Genomic DNA, 22,641 nt, shown 5'->3' with positions numbered 1-22,641 from the left:
TTTTTTTATTGACACTATTTTAAACATATTGGCTTATCCAATAGTCACATATATAAATGCTAAATAAACACTTATCAATATCAAACCATCTCTCCACCCTAACCGTAAACCTTTGGGTATAAAAACCAATGGAAGAATAAGGAAAGAAATACCCAACATCCAGAAGATATCATTTGTCAAAAGACCTTCATCCATAACCGATATTGGTGTAATTATAGATGTAATTCCCAATACCGCAAGAAGATTAAAAATATTTGACCCAATCAAGTTCCCTAAAGAGATTGCTTTTTCTTTTTTAATTACTGCTATAATAGATGCTGCCAATTCTGGAATGCTTGTCCCCACCGAAACAATAGTTATAGCGATTACACGCTCACTAACACCAAATATAGTCGCCATACCAACAGCTCCACTAATCAAGAGTTCAGAACCTCCCCAAAGTGCACCTCCACCTAGCCCTAAGAATAAGGCTGTTTTGTAAGTAGGCATCATAACATCTGGTTCATCTTCTTCATCTATAACAGCAGGTTTTTGAAAACGCAACAGATATATTAAAAATAGAAAAAGAAAAACTACCATGATTATACCTTCATATTGCACAAGCACACCATCAAAATATATAAAGAAGAAAAAGAGTAAAGAAGCCAACATCATTACAGGCCAATCTGTAGTATAGAAACTTTTACTAACATCAATAGGACTAAGCAAAATAGTAATAGCAAGCACCAAACCTAGATTAGCAATATTAGAACCTACTACGTTACCGAAAGCCAAATCTGGAAATCCGTCTAAAGCGGCGTTTATACTTACAATAAGCTCTGGTGCCGATGTAGCAAAAGATACCACCGTCATTCCAATTACGATTTTAGGAATTTTTAGTTTCAACGATAAATCTACCGCAGCTTTCAAGAGCCAGTTTCCACCTGCAATAAGCAACACCAACCCGCCAACAATGAATAAGAAATCTTGCATGAAAAGAATTTTAACAAATATAAATAGAAGATATGTGATGGCGTATGACAATTGATGTCATCTAAAAACTAAAAACGTTTCACTCTTTTAATGCATTCAGATGCATCTAAAACATCTGGTATATTTTTTATTTAGGAATGAAACATGTCATTTTCGTCAATTATACTGAATATTAAGCCTACAATTTTTCAAAAGCGTCAAAACACCCTCTACATTTCTTATTAACTATAACCACAAACACTATAATACTTATATATCAACACAATATTGTAGATAAGTAATTACAAATAAAAATACCACTTGTTATTTTACTTACATATTAGCAGTCAAATACATTGTTTTAACCAATTACATTTGTAGAAATACAACAACCATTATATCTTTCAAAAACAATCACACAAAATAATCAACCACTAAAACTTTAATATATGATTGCTTTAATAAAACTTCTTGTTGTTTTAATTTTAAGTATAATAGTAACCTTAGTATATCATTAGATATTTCTCAATACTTTAATCAAAGAAACTTAGCGACTTGATCAATCGTTATGTTATTTATGTATTTTTGTTAAAATTTCAAATTGAAAAATAAGTTCTACAAACTAATAGCTAAGCTTAACAAAGCTCTTTTACCATCTTATAGTAAACAACGGTTAGATTTATCTAAAGCAAGTAAGCTACAAATGGCTCTTATCGGCTGGCGGTATTTCATTACCACAAAAGCGCTGGACTAATATTTTATCAAAGATTTTACCGAGTAGTTACTTATTTTAGAATTACCCTTTAAAAATGTAAGCTCTATAAGAAAATTACATTGTACAATTTCTCCCCCTAATTTTTCTATTAACTTACATGCAGCTTTAGCCGTACCACCGGTTGCTAAGACATCATCATGTATTAACACCTTATCGCCTTTCTCTATTGCATCAATATGAATCTCCAAAGTATCTGTACCATATTCTAAATTATATGTTTCACTTATGGTAGTAGATGGCAACTTACCAGGTTTACGAACAGGTACAAAGCCAGCATTAAGTTTTTTGGCTAGCATGGGTCCGAATATGAACCCTCTACTTTCCATACCAACTACTTTGTCTATTTTCTGCCCATCTAACAAATTATACAATGCATTTGCCGTTTCATTAAGTGCTTTAGGGTTTTGAAGTAACAAAGTTATGTCCTTGAAAACGACTCCATCTTTAGGAAAATTAGGCACATCTCTAATTAAGCTTTTAAAATCCATTTAATATTGTGTTCTTTATTTTGTGGTAAATGTAAAAAGAAATATATTTGCACCCCGTTAAGGGAAAAATCAAAATGGCCTCGTGGCGCAACTGAATAGCGCACTTGATTACGGCTCAAGAGGTTACAGGTTTGAATCCTGTCGAGGTCACGATAAGAGACAAACTTCACGTTTGTCTCTTTTTATTTTGTTGATAATCAATCATGTACAATAAGTTAGTTTGAACTGTTCCCTCCAGGGTCTTTGAGTTTTGGATAACGGTAAGTATTTGAATATCATCGTTTTAAAAGTTTGAATCCCCAAGTGTCACCTTAAAAGGACAATCCAATCTAAAGTATTGATTATCAGTATTTTTGTAATTTGAACTTTTACTTCTTCAGCTAGTAATAGCATATGTTATTTAAATATGAGGAAGAAACAGAACTTAAAATTGAATCGAGCAGTGTCCTCTTTTCATCAAAATCAACTTCTTTAAATAGGTGGTGTAACTGGTGGTGTAATGGGTGGTCCAATAAAAGAAATTTAAGCTCAAATGGACCATTAAAAATTCTTAAAATTGATTATTAAAAAAGTTATTACTTGATTGGAAATCTATTATGAAGAATCTCAACCTAACAGGATTGACTGAATATAAATGATTGGAATTATCACAAATAACGAATTGGGCATCTTGCCGACCAGGGGGTTTTGTAAATTTCAAGTGTACCGTAAAAGGCCTATTAACGAAACTACTAAAAAGGACGGAAAATGGGACTAATAATAGATTTGCTTCTTACCCCAACGTGATGCTCCGTAAATCGGCGTTTTTTTGGGACTCAAACTTTTTTTATTACCTGGTTCAATTTCAGCTCAAATCATGGCAGCGCAAACGCCATCACAGAACCCGATGGATTTTCCTTGGTTCCTCCAACTGAAATCGTTACAAACTGTTTTCCTTCCACTTCGTAGGTACAGGCGGTAGCGTTGGCCATGGCCGGAAGGGTAGTCTGCCAAAGGGTTTCCCCTGTTGCCTTATCGATGGCGCGCAATTGTTTATCTTCCGAACCACTTATAAATATCAGCCCTCCAGCGGTAACTACTGGCCCCGACTTGCCTTCCTGTCCCGTGGGCGGCGCTCCTGCTTCCTGAAGTTCCTCGTAGTTGCCCAAAGGAACTTTCCAATAATATTCCCCTGTCGATAGGTTCAGGGCGTTCAAAGCGCCCCAAGGCGGTTTTACCGCTGGCCTCCCCTCGGAATCCGTCCAAGTCGTATAGCCCGTGGTGTTCAGGTATCTTGTTTCCTCGGTACTGTTGTCGACGACGGTTTTATTGGCCGTTGTACTGGAACCTCCCTCCAGTTCGAGCATATAGGCCATTATCGCTTCTTGTTGGCCTTCGTCGAATATACTGGAGTACCCGGGCATCATACCGACACCGTTCATGATCTTTTGGTTGATTATCTCCTTGGACAACCTTGAACCGATATCGATCAGGGAGGGATACACATCACTTCCTTTTTTCTCAGGGCCATGGCAAGAGGCACAATAAGAGCCATAGAGAGCCGCCCCTTGTTCCATCAGCGAAGCGTTCGCACCCACATCAATTTTTTCCTCAACGATAGTGATGAGCTCTGCAGCATCCATGGAACGGATAAAAAGAGTCGAAGTTTCCTTGTCAAAGGCCGCTCCGCCCCATTGCGCCCCGCCCCTTGTGCCAGGAAACATAAATGTGCCTTTCAGGTCGGGGGGCGTGAACATTCCCTCGTATCGAAGCGAGCGGAACTTTTTTAAAAGGGAATCATGGTTGTCTTCGCTGTAATTGGCCAATTCTTCCTCTGTAAAAGTCTGCCGTGCATACGGTTCGGGTTTGAGCGGAAAGGGTTGCGTAGGCCAAGCTTCTTCCCCTGGCATATAGGAAGGTGGAACTTTTCGTTCCTCGACGGGAAAAAGGGATTCCCCCGTTTCCCGATCCAGAACAAAAACAAACCCTTGTTTGGTAATCTGGGCCACCGCATCGATTTTTTTGCCGTCCCGATTTAGGGTAACCAAATTTGGAGGGGCCGGTAGATCGTAATCCCAAACATCATGGTGCACGGTCTGGTAATGCCAGACATATTCCCCCGTGGAGGCCTTCAACGCCAAAACGCAATTACCATATAGGTTCTCGCCCAGACGGTCGGCCCCGTAAAAATCGTAGGATGGCGAACCCAACGAGATGAAGACCATATCGCGTTCACTGTCAAGGCTCATGCCCGCCCAGTTGTTTACGCCTCCCGCCGTTTTATAGGCCTCCTTCGGCCACGTCTCATATCCGGGTTCTCCGGGAAGTGGTATGGTATGGAACGTCCAGACCAGTTCTCCCGTGCGGCAGTCGTAGGCCCGGATATATCCAGGGGGCGAACCGTACAGGTCCTGCAACCTGCCACCTACAATAATAAGATCTTTATAAACGATTCCCGGGGTCGTCAGGGCGATAAAGAGGTCCTTCGGGTCATCGCGAAGACCGATCTTTAAATCCACGCCTCCATTGTCCCCAAATTCCCCAACGCGTTTTCCGTTTTGGGCGTTCACGGCCAAAAGACGGTCCCCTGACCCGAAAATAATACGCTTATCTTCGCCACTTTCCCAATAGGAAACTCCACGGACGGTGCCACCACCTTCCCCTCCATCAAAAGGGTCGAAGGACCAGATTTGATCCCCTGTTTTGGCATCCAAGGCATAGAGCCATCCTTTTGCGGATACGGTATAAAGTGCACCATCGACAATGATGGGCGTGCATTGGCTCAGTCCGGGGCGGGCATCCGCAGACATGTCCTTTATGTTAAACGTCCAAACCGGTTGTAATCGGGCCACGTTCGAGGGATTGATTTCGTCCAAAGTGGAGTAATTTGAGCTTGCCGCATCCCCTCGATGATAGGCCCACGACCCATTTTCTTTTTTTTCTTCGGTCGCACAGCCTAAGAAACAAAGTAATATGGACATCACAAAGGTGCCTCTTAATGTTTTTACTCTAGTTCGTTTTTTCATTTTCCTCGGTAATTGTTCCATCCCATAAAATTATAATAGACAGAACAAACAAAATTCAGAAAATCAAACTAAAAAGTAAGTATTTCAAATATTATTGCCGGAAGGATTTGGGTATGGCCCCAGTTCTCTTTTTAAAAAAGGCATTAAAGTAGTTCGGGTACTCGAAACCCAAGGCATGGGCAATTTCTGAAATATTCCAATCCGTATGTTTTAATAAGGCCTTTGCCTCGCCAACAACACGTTCTGCAATATGTTCGGTACTGGTCTTTCCTGTGGTATCCTTGACCATGCGGTTCAGGTAGTTGACGTGTACGGAAAGATGCCTGGCAAAGTCCATAGCCGTCCGAAGCTGTACCGGTCGGTCCGGACTTACTATTGGGTATTGTTGCTCTATAAGCTCCAAAAATCTAGCTGTAATTCTTAACGGAGCCTTTTGATAAGGTTTATCCGCCTGAAAGGAATCCATCTTCAAGGCCTCTTGAATAAGCAGGGTAATGTAGGTGCGTATAATGTCCACCTTAAAATCATGGTTCTGGTCTTGTTCCGATAACAATCTTTCAAAAATGTCGGCCATGCTGTCCCATTGACGTTCATTAAGTTCAACCGCCGGGGCGGCCCCTATCCTGAATATCGGGGATTGTTGAAGGCTCTTTGAATGACGTCCCGGATTTAGAAATTCCTCTATGAAGAAACACGCATAGCCTTCATAGTTTTTAGACAATACTTCGGAGGAATACGGAAGATGGGGGTTGGAAAACCGCAGGTACGCACCCTCAAAGACAAAATGCTCGTTTGCCTGATGCACTTTGACCTTGCCCTTTACCAGAGCCATTTTGTAGAAGTCCCTTCGGGTATATTCGATATATCCCTTTGCCGTCGGTTCGATTTTGATGACCTTAAAGCCCTTTAGCTTTAAATCGGTCACGAACTCTTGGGAGGGTGTTGTCGTTCTAATCTTCATGTCCCTAAATTATGAAAATCAAACTAAAAAGTTAGCCAATGTTAGGGAGATTTATACGCACATACGCTAAGTTTCATTTATTTTTTTTTATGTTTATCAAGAGTACCGCAAAGGAGAGTTTTTCGGTAATTTTGCCTATTTTACCAAACTCTATGAGCAATCAGCCGTTTTTATTGTACTCCAAAAATCATAGCCTGGGGCTCAAAGTTGGATATAATCATTTACTAAATAGGCGTGTACTGATTGATAACTATATTCGCTTTTGTGCAACCTAATAAAAAGACCTATAAAACTATATAACTATTATGAAAGGAAAAATAGCACTTGTTACAGGAGCTGCATCAGGATTGGGATTTGCAACGGCAAAAGTATTTGGCGAAGCTGGAGCATCTATAGTTTTAGCCGACTGGGACGAAAATGCAGTAAATATTGCATCTCAAAAACTATCGGACAAAGGATTTACTACGCTTGCCATTGCTTGTGATGTATCTGATGACGAGCAGGTTAAAGCCATGATTGAAAAAACTGTAAAAACATTTGGAAGAATTGACGCTGCTTATAATAATGCAGGCGTACAAAATGCCCTTGCAGATGCTGCAGACCAAACGCGTGAGGATTTTGACAGAGTAATGAATATTAACCTTCGAGGTGTCTGGAGTTGTATGAAATACGAACTACAGCAAATGCGTAAACAAAAAAGTGGCGCAATCGTGAATTGTTCTTCAATTGGAGGAATTTTAGGTGGCGCACAAAGAGGAACTTATCACGCTTCAAAACACGGAGTAATCGGACTCACAAAAAGTGCGGCATTGGAATACGCTTCACAAGGAATTCGAATAAATACCATTTGCCCGGGACTAATTCATACTGCAATGGCCGACCAAATGATAGCGGACGGACAAGGAGACGCAATAAATGAAATGTTGAAAGACGTTCCGATAGGTCGTTTAGGTCGTTCAGAGGAAATTGCCAATGCCGTACTTTGGCTTTGCAGTGATTCTGCAAGTCTAGTAATTGGACATACGCTTGTGGTTGATGGGGGATATAGTATCCACTAAAAAGGCAGCTCACTTAAGTTGGCCATAATTCAGCTTTCCCTTGAAAAACCAAAAACCTTAACTTTAAAAAAGCGGCTGGATTCCGATCTTGGAAAACCCTTGCGGATTTGCCAAGCCGAAATCTTAGCCAGGGCCGATGGTGTAGCATTCGTCTGCGGTGAAAAAAATCAGCTACAATTAAATATCCGACACATAGTATACCCGCACGAATTTGTTGGTAAGGCCGATTAATTGCAGCGGACAAGTTTCATTCTCTATCCCTACCCAACTTTGATATTTCAAGCCGTCCCGCGAAAGGAACTTTTTTTAAAACAAAACCATTTCGGGTAATTTAAAACATAAAACTTCTTAAATGAATTAAAATCAAGCACTTCTAATATGAAATGATTTATCGATAATAATCTTAATATCTTCCTTCAAAAAGTTAGAACTCTGTCCCGTTGAGGTCACAAGAATCCAAACCCTGCAAATATTAAATTTGCAGGGTTTTTTGGTTTTAAATAAATCTTTTGAATAGGCTAGTTTAGCCTTATTTACATTTTAAACCCATTAACTTTATCATAACTGCTCTCGATTGTCTGCCATGACATTAGTCATTTTAAGAACAACAGTTTCCTTTTACATTTGAATATGGCAGAGAGTATACCCTCAGTATTTGAGATATCTAAAATACTTGGGCGATTAAAACAGTTTTTTATTCAAATTGGAGAACTGTCTTTTTTCGCACGTCGTTTTTTTAAAGAACTTTTTTCTGTGCCTTTTGAATTTAAAGAGTTGTTACGACAGTGCTATCAAATGGGTAACCGATCTTTAATGTTAGTAGGTATGACCGGTTTTATTATAGGTTTGGTACTAACATTACAGTCTAGACCTACAATGATTCAATTTGGGGCAGTATCTATGATGCCGAATATGGTCGGTATTTCTATTGTTAGGGAAATAGGACCGGTAATTACCGCCCTAATTTGCGCTGGCAGAATTGCTTCGGGCATAGGTGCAGAATTAGGTTCTATGCGGGTTACAGAACAGATTGATGCAATGGAAGTATCTGGTACCAACCCATTTAAGTATTTAGTGGTAACACGAATTCTGGCCACCACATTAATGATTCCCATTTTAATCGTATTTGGAGATTTAATCGCCTTGCTAGGTTCGGCGCTAGTAGAGAATCTAAAAGGACAAGTTTCTTTTCAACTCTATTTTAATACCGTTTTTGATGCACTCAGCTTTGGAGATTTAATACCTGCAACTATAAAATCATTCTTTTTTGGTTTTGTAATTGGTCTAGTAGGTTGCTTTAAGGGCTATTATTGTAAAAAAGGAACAGTAGGTGTTGGTATATCTGCAAACACGGCCGTTGTCATGGCATCACTATTATTATTTATAGTCGATTTTATTGCGGTATTCGTTTCTGATATTTTCTATGAACTATGATATGAATAAGGATACACCCAAAATAAAAACTAATGAACATCAAAAATCGAAAGACAATTTTGAACAAAAAGCGGTCATTCGCTTAAATAACGTTACTAAGAGTTTTGGTGAGAACCATGTTTTAAATGGATTCAACTTAGTGCTTTACGAAGGTGAAAATCTAGTTGTTATGGGAAAATCTGGTTCTGGAAAATCGGTAATGATCAAATGTCTGGTAGGGTTAATGGCTCCTGACAGTGGCTATATTGAAGTAATGGGCAAGGAAATATCAACGTTAGATAGACAAACCTTAGATGAATTACGTTCAGATATCGGTTTTCTATTTCAAGGCAGTGCCTTGTATGATTCCATGACCGTTCGTGAGAATTTAGAATTCCCAATGCGACGGCACCGAGACAAATTGGGGATTGTAAAAGATACAACTCCCCTAGTTTTAGAAGCCTTGGAAAATGTTGGTTTGGCACATACCATGAATTTAATGCCAGATGAACTTTCCGGTGGTATGAAAAGGCGTGTAGCATTAGCACGAACACTTATTTTGAAACCAAAGATTATTCTATACGACGAGCCCACAAGTGGTTTAGATCCAATAACGGCAAAAGAAATAATTGAGTTAATGAGAAGTATTCAAAAAAAGTACGGTACCAGTTCTTTAATAATCACTCATGATGTGGATTGTGCTAGAGTAATTTCTGAACGAATGGTTCTTTTAGTAGATGGCATTAATTATGCCGAAGGCACTTATTCAGAATTATCGGCATCGACAGACCCAAAAGTAGAAGCATTCTTTAAAAAATAAGATTATGGCAAATACAAAATTGGAAAACTTAAGGTTAGGCATTTTTGTAGTATTAGGTACTATACTACTTCTAATTGCAGCATATCTTATTGGAAATCGACAGAATATGTTCAGTAAAACATTTGAAATTACGGCAGTATTTAAAAATGCCACCGGACTCCAAAATGGAAATAACGTTCGCTTTTCCGGCATTAATGTTGGCACTGTAAATGGCATAGAAATGATCAACGACACCACAATACAGGTTCGTATGGTTATACAAGATAATATGCGTAACCATATTAAAAAAAATGCCATTGCCAGTATCGGCACAAATGGTCTGGTTGGCAGTATGTTAATCAATATTATTCCAGGTGAAGGTATTTCTTCTAAAATAAGCCCTGGAGATCAGCTATTATCTTCAAACAAAATAGGCACACAAGATATGATGAGTACATTGAGCATTACCAATGAAAATGCCGCATTATTAACTGCCGATCTGTTAAAGATTTCAAAGACCCTTACAAATGGGCAAGGAACGCTAGGTAGGTTATTAAATGATACCATAATGGCCAACGACTTGCATAAAACTATTATTAATTTAAAAAACACAAGTTATAAAGCAAATGCAACTATTACCAATTTGAACGATATAGTAGGTCAATTTAATTTTAAGGAAAGTACTGCGGATGTTTTATTAAATGATACCCTTTCTGGTAGAAGAATAAAAAATGTTATTCAAAACTTGGAGACTACCTCTTCAGAAATTGATCAAATGTCTAAAAACCTAAACCTTATTATTGCAGAAATAAATGATGGACAAGGTGCTATTTCTTACCTGGCTAAAGACTCATTATTTGTAAATCAACTTGAGCGAAGCATGCAAAATATTGAGCAAGGAACAGAAAGATTCAACGAAAACATGGAAGCACTAAAACATAATTTTTTAACTAGAGGCTACTTCAGAAAATTAGAGAAGCAAGAAAAAAAGTTAAACAAACTTTAAGTGGAATATATGTATAAAGTTTGAACCGTAATTCTAAAGAAAAAAGAGCTTCTCTTACCTTAACTCATTGCTGTGAAAATCAATTGAACACAAAATGATCCTTCTACATTATAGATTCTTACGAACTAAAGTTATAAAACAGGCTTTTGTGCTCTTAGATTATTTTATTGAAAAAGTATAAATGACTTGGATCATTTGTCAAATTCCCTTCTTCCATTACATTTAAGTCTTTGTGAAAAAAGCTAAAAATGGAAAATAATTTCAACCATAAAGCTGTCAATATTCAGTTAGACGGAGTTATTCTAAAAGGAGACTTAGTTATTCCTAAAAATGCTATAGGTCTGGTCATTTTTTCTCATGGTAGCGGTAGTAGCCGTCTTAGTCCTCGTAACAACTTTGTTGCTGAAGTATTACAAAAAAATGACCTGGCTACTTTACTTTTTGATTTATTGACTGAAGATGAAGATAGCATATACAAAAATAGATTTGATATAGATTTACTGACCCTACGGCTTATTGACGTAACGCAATGGGTACAACAACTAAAAGAAACAAAAAAATTATCGATTGGATATTTTGGAGCAAGTACAGGTGCAGCCTCGGCATTAAGGGCCGCTGCCTTTTATGAAGAACTAATTAAAGCGGTAGTTTCTAGAGGTGGGCGACCAGACCTTGCCATAAACGACATATCAAAGGTAACAGCTGCCACATTACTCATAGTAGGCGGCAATGATGATGTTGTAATTGAACTTAATGAAAAAGCTTATCAAAAACTACACTGCCAACGCAAACTAGAAATAATACCAAAGGCAAGTCACTTATTCGAAGAACCGGGCAAATTAAATGAAGTGGCGCAAATATCGGCTAATTGGTTTGCTACATATCTAAAAAGTTAAAAATCAAAACAATGTTTGAAGATAGAAATGATGCAGGCAGTCAACTAGCTATACTATTAGCAAAATACAAAGACGAAGAAGTAATAATCTTGGCAATACCAAGAGGCGGACTACCAATTGGAGCATCTGTAGCAAAGTTTCTAAATGCGCCATTAGATGTAGTATTAACAAAAAAAATAGGGCATCCAAATAATAAGGAATACGCGATCGGCGCAGTTAGCCTTGAAAGTATAATACTATCAAACTCAATGGTTTTTGATAAAAATTATATTGATAGAGAGACAGAGCGTATTCGTAAATCACTAAAAGAACGGTACAAACAATATTATAAAAATCGCTCTCCTTTAAATTTACAAAAAAAGACAGTTATAATTGTTGATGATGGTATTGCCACTGGTAACACCCTATTGGCAACAATAGCTTTGGTACACAAACAAAAACCTTCTAAAATTATAATTGCAATACCCGTTGCACCACCATCTGCAATTTATAAAATAAGTAATTTAGAACATGTAGAAGAAGTCATTTGTATTTTACAACCAGATAATTTTAGAGCTGTAGGGCAATTTTATAAAAATTTCGAGGAGGTTACTGACCAAAAAGCCATTCAAATATTAGATTATTTCAATTCTAAAGAAGTTACTAATAATTGATCAAAAATTTCTAATCGAGTTATTTAAATAATATGAACATTTCAACTTATATGCCTTCCGCTATTTTTTAATGGCTTTTACAACAACAAAAGATCCTTCTCCAAAACCTTCTTTAGACATTTGAACCTCTTTTATGTCATCTAAATTGCCAAATAGTGTTTGATTGAATTCTAAACTTTTAAAGCCTGCTTCTTTCAAAAGGACCTCTATTCTACTGACTGTATAAAAATTTGCCTTTGCAAAAAACGTACTTCTATGGCGCTTTTCTAAATATTGCTGGGCTATACTTCTTTCGCTATCCAAAAAACCAATTACTATTGCTCCTGCAGGTTTAAGAACCCTATATGCTTCGGCAAAAGCGTGTTTTATGTTATCTAAATGACAAACTGTAACAAAGAGAACAAAATCGAATCTTAGATCTCCGAAAGGTAACTGTTCGGCATAACCGTTTAAAACCGAAACTCCTCTTTTAATAGCCAATGCAGCCATTTCTTTTGAAGGCTCTACTCCTTCTTTTATACCTAAAGGTTCTGAAAATCTACCTGTTCCCAAACCCACTTCAATACCTTTCAGGTTCTCGGGCAGTTTCTGTAACTGTTCTTTTATCGCCAAAAGTTCTGATTCAAATACCTCAGGGTAATCCTGGTACCATTGCTCATAAGCTTCAACATTCTGATCAAATATTTTTGTATACACCATAACTTCTGTTTATTAATTACTTAAAAATCGTAAGAATAAAAGATCCGTAAAATGACCTGAATCACTCTGTATATTTTATTTTGTCACAAAAAATAACTGTCAGATATACGAATTCAAAATAAATGTGATCAAGCCTAATTTCTTTAATTATTTTAAAATAATATCAATAAAGACCGATTGGTTATCAGTTAAACATCAATTTATTTTCAAGCAGTTGTTTTTTGCTTCTGCTCATAGGCAATGAGTTTCCATTTATTTCAACATTTCTACTAGTAAACTGATCTATACTTCTTAAGTTCACTATATAGGATTTATGAATTCTTAAAAATTTGTCGTCAGGTAGCATTTTTTCAAATCGCTTCATGGTAAACTGAACCACAAAATTTTGCTTATCGGTTACAATTTTTACATAATCGCCTATGGCCTTCACCCATTTTATATCGCGTAGTACAACTTTTACCTTTTTAAAATTACTTTTCAATAGTACAAATTCGCCATTGCCGTTTTTAGGATAAATTAGATTATGGTGTTTTAAAACCTTGCTAACTGCAATATTAAAACTGATCGTTGTAATGGGTTTTAACAAATAATAAGAAATATTATATTCAAATGCTTTAACTGCATAATCAGCATTATTTGATGTCAAAATTGTTTTAGGAGGATTCTTTAATGATCCTAAAAAATCAAAACCAGAAAGCAATGGCATATCTACATCTAAGAACATGAGATCAATATTATAGTTCTTTAAATGTTGGTTAGCCTCTAACGAACTATTATATATACCAGACATTTCTAAATTAGGATGGTAGTTTACCATTTTCTCTATTGCCTTTTGGTGGATAATCGATTTCTCCAATACAATACATTTTAGTTTCATGTCTTTCTTTTTTGTTTTTTTAAAAGATTTGATCAATTAAAAAATGGTGATTATTTTCTGAATTTCAATGTCAGCATTCGCTCTCTAAGTATTTATAGACAGTTCTGAGCTTAAAGATCAATACCTAAATATGGCGTTTAAATTACTGTGTTTCATCGGCATTTGCTCAGTAGGCAAAAGGTATACCTTACCACCTCGCTTATAACATTCTAAAGCAGCTAAATTGGTTAAAGATGTATTACTTATTTCTTTTGTTTTATCTACGGATACTCTATTTGTTTTTAAATCGAACGTACCAAAAACATCGGTTTCATTTTCAACGAACAGCACCTCTACAGTACCTTGAAAAGTTGCTCTAAGTATTTCTCCAATTTCGTATGAGGTTTTTTGCGAATAACTTAAATCTTTAAATTTTTGTATCATTTCAGATTCATGTTTTTTAAAATAGGGTGCTATTAAATTCCAAGAATCTTGATGTAATGAAGTCTTCACCTTAAATTCTGGATCACCACCCAAATGCCCATCATAAACATTTTTATAGGTACTTGTCTCTTTATAAATACTATACAAATAGTCTGTACAGGCTAATAATAATGGTGCATTCTGGTTTTCAATGACCTTCTTAAGCCCCTTGTCCAAAGCCCTAAAAAATTTTACCATCTCTTTTTTATCATCATCCTTTCCTTCTCCATGACCATGAAACACCCCTGCGCTACTCAAATTATTTGCATTTCTAAATTGTAAAACTTTTGGTCTATAATCAAACCCAACAGCTTCTTCTAAACGCTTTGGCGCAAAATCTTCAACAAATAGGTCTTTAAATTGATATCTTGATGCTTTGTAGAGTTTAACATAATCTCTACTAATTTCAAGTAGGTAATACGTACCATCATTAGTGTAAATCGGTAATAGTGGTTTTAGATAAAAATGATTAGCTACATATGTTTGTGTTTCAAATGAAATTGGTATTTTAAAATACTGCAATCCCGTTTCAGGATCTAAAAAAATTACCAGTCCGTCAGATGGATTTCTCCATAAATCCACTCTATCTAACAATTGAGTAATTGGTTCAAGATAATCTTCTACTTCCTTTTGGTGCAATTGATATTGCAACAATACCGTGCTAACCTCTTTTAAACAATTTTTCAATTTAGCTTGGGCCAAATGAAGATTTTGTTGCATCCCCTTTTTATCCATTGATATATATATGGACACACAATGAAAGGCCTTTTTTGCCATTAAAGATTCAAATGTAGTTTTTAACAACGGTAGTTTTTCTGCAGTATACATGTTCTATCTATTTTCTACCAATGTACCTATTGCAGCAAAAAAGCTAAATGATTTGAATCAGGAAAAAAGAAAATCTGAATAAAACTTAAATGATTTTATAGAAGTAAAATCTAATTTATTGTAATGAAGAACGCTTAATTTTATGAAGACATTTTTCAATAATGGCCAACAAATCTTTAAACTCAAAAGGCTTTACTAAATAGCCGTCTGCTCCGGCTTCTATGCCAGTCTTAATATCCAATTTTTCAGATTTAGCACTAAAAAAAACAAATGGAATTCTTTTTAAATCAGGATATTGACCAAGATGACTTAATACCGTAAAACCATCCATTTCAGGCATGCGAAGATCACATAAAATCAAATCTGGCATATTAGATTTAATCTTTTCCAAGCCAATTTTCCCATTAGCAGCTGTTAGTGTAGTGTAGCCTTCCAGTTCTAAAAGTTCAGAAGTATTTTCCCGTATATCATTTTCATCTTCAATTATAAGAATACTGATCATAATACAACCTATTAAGTTCAAGCTTATGAGGATATAAAAAGATACAAAAAAACTACATATTAAGTAGGAATAATACCATTAATTAATCGAAATCTGGTAAATACTCTAATTTCATTGAATATTATTCGATTATAAATTACGGAAATGGGTTTCGCCAGCAACTGAATGACTTAAATCATTCCACACTAAAATCGCTAATCTTAGTTTACTGCTAATTTCTTTTAAACTTCAACTTGAGTATCAGAACATCTAAAATTAGAGCTGTTCTTTAAGTTTTTAAGACTAAGGGTATCGAATGTTTAAATATTTTTTTTAATTACAACATCTAGCAATGAAAATAATTCTAATTATACTTTTCATATTCTATACCAAACAAATTACTTCTCAAAACATAAGCAAATTGTATGAAGAGGCCAATGCTTCTGTTGTACTCATAAAAACTTGGCAACCAGAAATATATAGCCAAGGTAATTTTAAAACCTTGCTCACCTTAGAAGGTCTTGGATCAGGCTTTGTTATCTCAAATGACGGCGATATAATGACTGCTGCACATATTGTACAAAATGCAGCTATTATTAAAGTGGTTTTTTCAGATGGCGAGGAAGTGCCTGCTAAAGTTCTATACTCATATCCTACGGCAGATGTTGCATTAATTAGATTGACCAAATTAAAAAAAACTCCACTTTCGGTTGCTACTTTGGCAGATTCGGATAAAGTTAAAATTGGAGACCAGGTATTTGTTATCGGTTCGCCATTTGGTCTAGGATATTCTTTATCCGTAGGTTATGTAAGTGGCAAATATTCTCCCGAAAAAGTATCTAGTGGGTTCATAAAAACCGATTTCTTACAAACCGACGCCGCGGTAAATGAGGGTAGTTCTGGCGGACCATTATTTAATATGAACGGAGAGGTAATCGGTATTGCCAGCTTTATTATAAGTCATTCTAAAGGTTTTCAAGGCATATCTTTCGCTGCTACTTCTAACATAGCAAAAGAACTACTTTGTGATGAAAGACCTCTGTGGACGGGAATTGAGGCTTATTTCATTACCGGGTCATTAGCAGAAATATTTAATTTACCACAAATTGCCGGTGTATTGGTACAAAAAGTGGCTCCGCAATCATTAGGAGCAAACCTAGGCTTGAAAGAATCATATTATCACTTACAGATAGACGGCAATACTATAGCTGTTGGTGGTGATGTTCTACTTTCTTTTAATGATGTACCATTAACCAATGAGAAAAACATGACCAAAGCTTGGGCTATCATACATAATCTTCAATTCGGTGACACCTTGAAAGCTAAAATTTTAAGAAAAGGTAAAATCATGAATTTGGCTTTTATAATTCCGAAAACTGAAAAATTTTCACCAAACTGACCTAGGTCATTTTAAAAAGGTAATGCCCGTATTATTTTAGCACTATAATTATTCATCAATTATAATAAGTTCTTTGAAATTAATAATCATTTGAATCTTGCTCGGGGGGACCAAGGTTCAATTTATAAAGAAGAAGGTACTACTAATTCAATAGACCATTTGATCTCTAAATGTGTTTAGAAATAATCATAAAAAAGGATCATTGTAAGTGTAATTTGAAAAAATACCGACTTCTTAGAAACCAAGTCATTGCGATGACTTGGTTTCTTACAAAATTATAAGGCATTGATTTGAATTATCGCAAGATAGTACAGATCATAGTAGAGAAATAGATGATGTCGTAATCTACATTAATTTTTGAATCAATTTAGCAATAGGTTAATTTAAAGATTGATAAAAGGCTATAACAAATTCTATTCTTTATGAAGAACAGGAAGTTTAGGCTTCCTGTTTTTTCTTTAAAATTTAAGTATAAAACAGACTTCTAAGCAGTAATGCCTTAGCAGTCATAAAATGGTATTGCAAATAATTCTTTTACTAGAATAAACAAGGGAATATGTGTTTGTACATAGTTAGTTGTTCTGCGTTCAAAATTTATAGAATTGCGATATCAAATAAAGGACCGAATATTCTGGTATTCTGGTCCTTTTTAAAAAGCATTTAAAGAAAAGGTACTATTACCGTAAGGTAATAAATGCCTGAGTGTTCAAGTTGTTAGTTGTCGAAATCGCCCCTATATCATTTTAGCAATAAGATGACTTAAGGATAGATGTAACACAAAGAATAAAATGAGCACTTTAAAGGAAACAGGAGGCCTAAGGTCTCCTGTTTCTATTTTATAGCTTTAACTACAATAAAATTTATACACCTGCTCATGAAGACTAAGCCAGTATTGGAACCCTATGAGCATCTACTATTATTTTTATCATTAATAGGTATTGGATTCTTTATTATTTTCTATGTTATTGCTGCCAAAAAATACCCTGGAGGATCTTGGATAGACCCAGATTTAAACCGTTTTAGCTTTTGGCACAATTATCTTTGTGATTTATTAGATCTAAATGCGATTAACGGTGAAACCAACAAAGCCCGGTTATATGCTATTATAGCATTAAGCTTATTATGTACCAGCATATTACTACTATGGACTTTACTCCCCAAATTATTTAAAAGAAAAAATAACATCCAAAAATTGATGGGTGGGTCAGGGTATTTATCATTGTTTTCAATTTTGTTTTTAGTACTTGATTATCATGATATAGTTGTTCGCATAGCAGGCATATTTGGTTTAGTTGCCTTTATCACTTGCTGTATAGAACTATATAAGACAAGCTATAAAAAACTATTTCTATTAGGTGTAGTTTGCATTATTATATTTCTTTCCAATTACTACATTTATGAAACGGGAATTATTATACATATACTGCCCGTAGTACAAAAAATCACCTTTGCCCTATTTATTGTTTGGTTCATTGCCCTAGACTTAACTTTGTACCAAAAAATAAGGCAACCCAATGATACTCAAATTAAAAAAATAATTAATTGATTTCATCGATACTCTATTAGTCTTTCCTCTCATTGAAAAAGAGGTTGAAGAACCTATATTTTTCGTCATCAAATCGTTCTAAAAAAATATCTTTTTTACGTAATAAACCATCTTCCATAAGATAACTCAAAGGTTTAAACATATCATAAGTTCTAAATATTTCTTTTGACATCGCTAATATGGGCAATGCCAAAACCATACCGGCAATACCCCATAAAACACCCCCTACAAAAAGTCCCAAGATTACGAATAAAGGGTTAATTCTAACACTGGCTCCCATTACATTAGGAGATATAAGATTACCTTCTAATTGTTGTACAACAAGATATAGTACAATGACTGCAAATGGCTGCCAAAAATTATCTGTAATCATTAATACATAAACTACGGGTAAAACACCACCAATAGAAGTACCTATATAGGGGATGATTTCAAGAAAACCGGCTAAAAATCCCCAAAAAAATGGATAGGGAACACCTATCAACCAAAGTCCGCTACCAATTAATAGTCCTAGAATTAATATGATTAAACCTTGCCCAAGCATATATCGTTTTGCTAAATATTGGACATTTTTGAATAGTTGATCAAGCCGATTTCTATTCTCATTATTAGATTGTGCCAACAGAAAATTTTTGAATGCCGTACTGTAAAGTAGCATAAAATAAGTTATTACTACAATGAGTACCAAGTGCGCCAATACCGTTGTAGTAGACTGCAGGCTACCTCTAATAATTTCAATTGAAAAATCTGATACGGCCAAAACATTTTCTGAAATCCAACTTGCGGTAGTATCTGCCTCTAGATTGAATTTTTGGTCGAACGATTCTGAAAACACGATTATCATTTCAGCAAGTCTATCCTGTACCGATGGTAGTTTACTAAATAAAATTCGTGTTTGATTGAAAAAGAAAAAAATTAGAAAGAAAAGAGGTGCGACAGCTAAGACATATGAAGTAAATATTGCTAAAATCCTATTATTGAATTTACGCTCAAAATAAGTTACTATTGGCTTTAACATTAAGGCAAAAAAAAACTAAAAACTAAGGGTATAAGAATCACCTTGGCGGCAATTAAGATCCAAACGCATAGCGTGATAGAAAATAAAAAATAAAAAGTATTAGCTAAATTGAGTGTATATTTATGCATAGGTCAAAACGGTTTAGAAAATTACACCAACCTAAATCTCTCTTTGACCTTGAATATAATTTTATCTACAAAATCTTGTGGCACATCTAATATTTCAGCTATAGTTTTTAAATTCTGTTTGCCAAAAACCAGCAACTCTACCACGGTTTTACTTTTTTCTGGAATGGTTGAATACAATACCCATAATAACTTTCTTTTCTCATCAGATAGCAGGGCGGCTTCATCTAAACACAGTGTACTGACCAACTGTCTTTCTAATGGTTCATATAAATAAATATTCTCTAGCCAACCTCTATTTTGAACGTATGAAATATCATCTAATTCCTCTAACATTATACGGTCTCCATCACCGGCTGTAGTAAATTTTTCATTTAAAGCTTTTAATTCTGCCTTTAATAAAGAATGATAGGTAATATCATCTGGCACTTCTTGAGACTTTATCGTTTCCAGTTTATTGATTCCCGCTCTAAAAAGTAATCGTTGAAATTCAGATATATCTGAAATTAAAGAATAATTTTCGTAAATCTCTATATAGATTTCATCAAGAATTTCATCAGCTTTATAATAGCCTTTATCAAGAAGACCTTGGTTTTCTGAAGCCTTTAAGCTACCATGAATAAATTCTTTTAAATCATAATTAAAATCTTCCAATTTTTGATAAAATTGTTGAAAGTCATATTCTAGTTTTTCGGTATTTAGATCTTTGGTCTTTGCCATATAAGTCAAGTCTTATAATTTCATTATATCAATTCTTTAAATTGTCAGATATATTAACAACCTATTATTTTAAAACTACGTCTAATAAAAAAGTTTGAAAATGACCTAGGTCAGTATGTTACTATGATATCAAATAACCATAGCAAACGTATTCCCTTTTTGGCAAAGCTGGCATTTAATTCACCATTTCCATTAACCCAAAAATATTCCCCTCGGTATCCTTACACCTTGCCACGAATCCTCTATTGACAATAACTGATTTTGGATCAACGATTTCGCCTCCAAGTTCCTTAACTTTTGCAATAGCTTCATCAATTGAATCTACTTCAATAAAATTGGTAATTTGCTGTTCAGTTTTTTGTCTTTTAGTAATACCGCCTCCTACTCCTTTTTCACCGGTATTCGCCAAGGTTTCAATTAAAAAATATTCCGTTGGTCCTTTAGGGAATTTTTCTATTTTCCAACCAAATAAATTTTCATAAAAACTTTTGGCCCTTAGCACTTCTTCTGCAGAAATATTAAAATGAATGATTGAAGCCATCTTATTAATTTTAGGTAATACTATTTTTTTACTGATGATAAAATTGACGAATACCTTCTTGTCTTAAAATGATGAAGATCATTTCACTCCTGTTTTAATGTATTAAGTAAGATGTTATACAGAACCAGCTGATTAAAATCATGGTTTTACATAACTGACCTAGTTACTTTTAAAAAAATTGAAGACCATGCACAGTATACTACTACCTACAGATTTTTCAAAAAACTCGCAAAATGCCATTGATTATGCCATTTATCTTTTTGAACGTGAACAATGCACATTTTACATATTACATGCATATTACCTAGTACCATCTGAAACAGGAACCAAATTTGATGCAAGTATTGAATTAGATGCGTTGCATAAAAGACTAGAAGCTACAAAAAGTGCCAAACATACTTTTGAAACTATTCTGGTATCTGACACAGCTCTAGGCGCTATAGATAGAGCAATTTTTGAAAAAGATATTCAATTCGTTTTTATGGGGACCACAGGTTTTTCTGCCGTACAAGATGTATTCATGGGAAGTGTTACCACCAGTGTTTTAAAAAATATCAACAGCAGCACAATTATTGCCGTACCTGGAGAATATGACTATGATATACCCGATGATATTCTTTTTGCAAATGATTATAAACATACTTTTAAACCTGCAGAATTGTCCCCAATTATAAAAATAGCTTCACTATGGGGTTCGATAATAAACATTGTATACGTTAATTCTAAAAAGAAGCTTGAAAACGAACAAGAATCAAACAAAGAACTACTTGATCTATATTTAAAGAAAACCAAGCATCGTTTTATAAAGGTCAAGAAAAAGAGTTCTGTTACGGCAACCTTAAAAGATTTGGAAAAAGACTATAAAAATATTGGTATGGTCGTTTTTCTCAAAACTGAACACAGTTTTTTCAAAAAATTGATAAGTGAACCAATTATTCGAAATATGAACTTTAAGACTGAAGTACCTTTAATGATCATGCCAGCCATAAAATAATTTTTAAAGATCAGCGTAGTTTTAAACACTAAGTCTAATCAATCTTTTTCTTTAGATTCTATGAGCCCTGGATGAAATCTTTTTAAGAATGCGTTTCTTGTAGAGTCCATTCTTTTCATCATTTCTTCCATTTCAATAGGTTGTCTTTCCCAGCGATCAAAGAAATAATCGTCCCTAAAAAAATCTCGCATAAAAAGAGAATCGCTCTTTGGAAAAAATGAGAAATCATTTTTCCATTCTAAAGGTGTATTTTCTTTAAAGTAAGATCTAAAAGAACCCATTATACTATCTAAATTTACTTTAATAGAATCACCTTTAATGTTGGTATATGAATACGAGTAAACAGAATCATATCTAATTAAATTGCCCTGTTCATCATATTCCCTATTAACATTCCAAGAACGTTTAGGTTTAGGGGCATCAATCGAATCTTTTTCTATTTCATTGGTCATTGGTTCTTTTTCTTGCCCTTTACAGGCTGTAAAAAGTAATACCAGTATTAGAATTAATTGAGTTTTCATGATTTACATATTTATAGATTAATTTCTTCTTGTACTTGAACGAGGCACAGTCCTATTACTCCTACCCCTATTTGTATTATTTTCTTGATGATATCTACGAATATTTTCATCGTTATAATTACGAACACGCTCATACCTTGCTTTATTTAAATTGATATTTCGGTATCTAACGGGCAGTACATTGCGCCTAACCCAAACACCACCATCTAAATAAATATATGCCCTAGCAGTTAGATCATAATAAAAACTATATTCAGGAAAATATACATACCTAACAACCTCCAATCTATTTGGATAGAACCACGGCGGTGGTGGCTCTCCTATTCTAGTTGATAATACTACGGGGCCACAACTGGCCAAGAATAGTACAATCAACAAGATTATAAATATCATCAATGATTTGTTCTCTTGGTTGCTATCCATCA

General features: G+C 35.0%; 22 protein-coding genes, 1 tRNA gene and 1 pseudogene. 11 read left to right on the top strand and 13 right to left on the bottom strand.

The window, feature by feature from the left end:
• Positions 1–33: 33 nt before the first annotated feature.
• Positions 34–972, bottom strand: coding sequence for a calcium/sodium antiporter (locus tag DFQ03_RS06655; RefSeq protein ID WP_133672387.1), 939 nt, complete (start codon positions 970–972; stop codon positions 34–36).
• A 580-nt stretch (positions 973–1,552) separates the two neighbouring features.
• On the opposite strand from DFQ03_RS06655, the gene DFQ03_RS19045 reads away from it, so the two are divergent.
• The gene (locus tag DFQ03_RS19045) at positions 1,553–1,705 is read left to right on the top strand and encodes an SsrA-binding protein (RefSeq protein WP_133672386.1); all 153 of its coding nucleotides are present in this window, start codon (positions 1,553–1,555) and stop codon (positions 1,703–1,705) included.
• Here DFQ03_RS19045 and DFQ03_RS06645 read toward each other — a convergent pair.
• Positions 1,702–2,214, bottom strand: coding sequence for an adenine phosphoribosyltransferase (locus DFQ03_RS06645; protein WP_133672385.1), 513 nt, complete (start codon positions 2,212–2,214; stop codon positions 1,702–1,704). The two genes, DFQ03_RS19045 and DFQ03_RS06645, sit on opposite strands and share 4 nt — an antisense overlap.
• 76 nt (positions 2,215–2,290) lie before the next feature.
• On the opposite strand from DFQ03_RS06645, the gene DFQ03_RS06640 reads away from it, so the two are divergent.
• Positions 2,291–2,364: transfer RNA gene (locus tag DFQ03_RS06640), tRNA-Arg, on the top strand.
• A 704-nt stretch (positions 2,365–3,068) separates the two neighbouring features.
• Here DFQ03_RS06640 and DFQ03_RS06635 read toward each other — a convergent pair.
• Positions 3,069–5,240 (bottom strand): outer membrane protein assembly factor BamB family protein, encoded by a 2,172-nt coding sequence (locus tag DFQ03_RS06635; protein WP_133672384.1) that lies wholly within the window; start codon positions 5,238–5,240, stop codon positions 3,069–3,071.
• 70 nt (positions 5,241–5,310) lie between these two features.
• The gene (locus DFQ03_RS06630; protein WP_133672383.1) at positions 5,311–6,180 is read right to left on the bottom strand and encodes a helix-turn-helix domain-containing protein; all 870 of its coding nucleotides are present in this window, start codon (positions 6,178–6,180) and stop codon (positions 5,311–5,313) included.
• Between the two features lie 305 nt (positions 6,181–6,485).
• On the opposite strand from DFQ03_RS06630, the gene DFQ03_RS06625 reads away from it, so the two are divergent.
• From DFQ03_RS06625 to DFQ03_RS06600, 6 genes are all read left to right on the top strand, one after another.
• A complete protein-coding gene (locus DFQ03_RS06625; RefSeq protein ID WP_133672382.1) occupies positions 6,486–7,238 on the top strand; it encodes an SDR family NAD(P)-dependent oxidoreductase in 753 nt (250 codons plus the stop codon).
• 630 nt (positions 7,239–7,868) lie between these two features.
• Positions 7,869–8,672, top strand: coding sequence for an MlaE family ABC transporter permease (locus DFQ03_RS06620; RefSeq protein ID WP_133672381.1), 804 nt, complete (start codon positions 7,869–7,871; stop codon positions 8,670–8,672).
• Position 8,673: 1 nt separating this feature from the next.
• Positions 8,674–9,471: an ABC transporter ATP-binding protein gene (locus DFQ03_RS06615; protein WP_133672380.1), complete on the top strand. Its 798-nt coding sequence runs from the start codon at positions 8,674–8,676 to the stop codon at positions 9,469–9,471.
• 4 nt (positions 9,472–9,475) lie between these two features.
• Positions 9,476–10,456 (top strand): MlaD family protein, encoded by a 981-nt coding sequence (locus DFQ03_RS06610; RefSeq protein WP_133672379.1) that lies wholly within the window; start codon positions 9,476–9,478, stop codon positions 10,454–10,456.
• A 248-nt stretch (positions 10,457–10,704) separates the two neighbouring features.
• The gene (locus DFQ03_RS06605) at positions 10,705–11,352 is read left to right on the top strand and encodes a dienelactone hydrolase family protein (protein WP_133672378.1); all 648 of its coding nucleotides are present in this window, start codon (positions 10,705–10,707) and stop codon (positions 11,350–11,352) included.
• A gap of 11 nt (positions 11,353–11,363) precedes the next feature.
• Complete coding sequence (locus DFQ03_RS06600) at positions 11,364–12,005, top strand: phosphoribosyltransferase (protein ID WP_133672377.1); 642 nt, start codon at positions 11,364–11,366, stop codon at positions 12,003–12,005.
• Positions 12,006–12,065: 60 nt separating this feature from the next.
• Here DFQ03_RS06600 and DFQ03_RS06595 read toward each other — a convergent pair whose 3' ends face one another.
• The 4 genes from DFQ03_RS06595 to DFQ03_RS06580 form a co-directional block, all read right to left on the bottom strand.
• Positions 12,066–12,704: a class I SAM-dependent methyltransferase gene (locus DFQ03_RS06595; protein WP_133672376.1), complete on the bottom strand. Its 639-nt coding sequence runs from the start codon at positions 12,702–12,704 to the stop codon at positions 12,066–12,068.
• A gap of 184 nt (positions 12,705–12,888) precedes the next feature.
• On the bottom strand, positions 12,889–13,581 hold the full coding sequence (locus DFQ03_RS06590) for a LytR/AlgR family response regulator transcription factor (RefSeq protein ID WP_133672375.1): 693 nt from the start codon (positions 13,579–13,581) through the stop codon (positions 12,889–12,891).
• A 117-nt stretch (positions 13,582–13,698) separates the two neighbouring features.
• The gene (locus DFQ03_RS06585) at positions 13,699–14,871 is read right to left on the bottom strand and encodes a baeRF7 domain-containing protein (protein WP_133672374.1); all 1,173 of its coding nucleotides are present in this window, start codon (positions 14,869–14,871) and stop codon (positions 13,699–13,701) included.
• Positions 14,872–14,986: 115 nt separating this feature from the next.
• The gene (locus tag DFQ03_RS06580) at positions 14,987–15,373 is read right to left on the bottom strand and encodes a response regulator (protein WP_133672373.1); all 387 of its coding nucleotides are present in this window, start codon (positions 15,371–15,373) and stop codon (positions 14,987–14,989) included.
• Positions 15,374–15,704: 331 nt separating this feature from the next.
• Between DFQ03_RS06580 and DFQ03_RS06575 the strand changes: the two genes are divergently transcribed.
• Together DFQ03_RS06575 and DFQ03_RS06570 are read left to right on the top strand one after the other, a co-directional pair.
• Complete coding sequence (locus DFQ03_RS06575) at positions 15,705–16,751, top strand: S1C family serine protease (protein ID WP_133672372.1); 1,047 nt, start codon at positions 15,705–15,707, stop codon at positions 16,749–16,751.
• Between the two features lie 892 nt (positions 16,752–17,643).
• Positions 17,644–18,297 (top strand): hypothetical protein, encoded by a 654-nt coding sequence (locus tag DFQ03_RS06570; RefSeq protein WP_243834439.1) that lies wholly within the window; start codon positions 17,644–17,646, stop codon positions 18,295–18,297.
• Between the two features lie 16 nt (positions 18,298–18,313).
• On the opposite strand, the pseudogene DFQ03_RS06565 reads toward DFQ03_RS06570, so the two are convergent.
• The 3 genes and pseudogenes from DFQ03_RS06565 to DFQ03_RS06555 form a co-directional block, all read right to left on the bottom strand.
• A pseudogene (locus DFQ03_RS06565) lies at positions 18,314–19,318 on the bottom strand (AI-2E family transporter); the annotation flags it as partial.
• A 146-nt stretch (positions 19,319–19,464) separates the two neighbouring features.
• Positions 19,465–20,160, bottom strand: a complete 696-nt coding sequence (locus tag DFQ03_RS06560; protein WP_133672369.1) for an RNA polymerase sigma factor — start codon at positions 20,158–20,160, stop codon at positions 19,465–19,467.
• Between the two features lie 175 nt (positions 20,161–20,335).
• On the bottom strand, positions 20,336–20,701 hold the full coding sequence (locus tag DFQ03_RS06555) for a VOC family protein (RefSeq protein ID WP_133672368.1): 366 nt from the start codon (positions 20,699–20,701) through the stop codon (positions 20,336–20,338).
• A 187-nt stretch (positions 20,702–20,888) separates the two neighbouring features.
• On the opposite strand from DFQ03_RS06555, the gene DFQ03_RS06550 reads away from it, so the two are divergent.
• Complete coding sequence (locus tag DFQ03_RS06550; protein WP_133672367.1) at positions 20,889–21,695, top strand: universal stress protein; 807 nt, start codon at positions 20,889–20,891, stop codon at positions 21,693–21,695.
• Positions 21,696–21,733: 38 nt separating this feature from the next.
• On the opposite strand, the gene DFQ03_RS06545 is transcribed toward DFQ03_RS06550, so the two are convergent.
• Positions 21,734–22,216 (bottom strand): hypothetical protein, encoded by a 483-nt coding sequence (locus tag DFQ03_RS06545; RefSeq protein ID WP_133672366.1) that lies wholly within the window; start codon positions 22,214–22,216, stop codon positions 21,734–21,736.
• An 18-nt stretch (positions 22,217–22,234) separates the two neighbouring features.
• Positions 22,235–22,639: a hypothetical protein gene (locus tag DFQ03_RS06540; RefSeq protein ID WP_243834438.1), complete on the bottom strand. Its 405-nt coding sequence runs from the start codon at positions 22,637–22,639 to the stop codon at positions 22,235–22,237.
• Between the last annotated feature and the right edge of the window lie 2 nt (positions 22,640–22,641).

Source organism: Maribacter caenipelagi (genome assembly GCF_004364175.1).
Taxonomy (GTDB): Bacteria; Bacteroidota; Bacteroidia; order Flavobacteriales; family Flavobacteriaceae; genus Maribacter; species Maribacter caenipelagi.
This window is presented reverse-complemented; position numbering and strand designations above follow the sequence as displayed.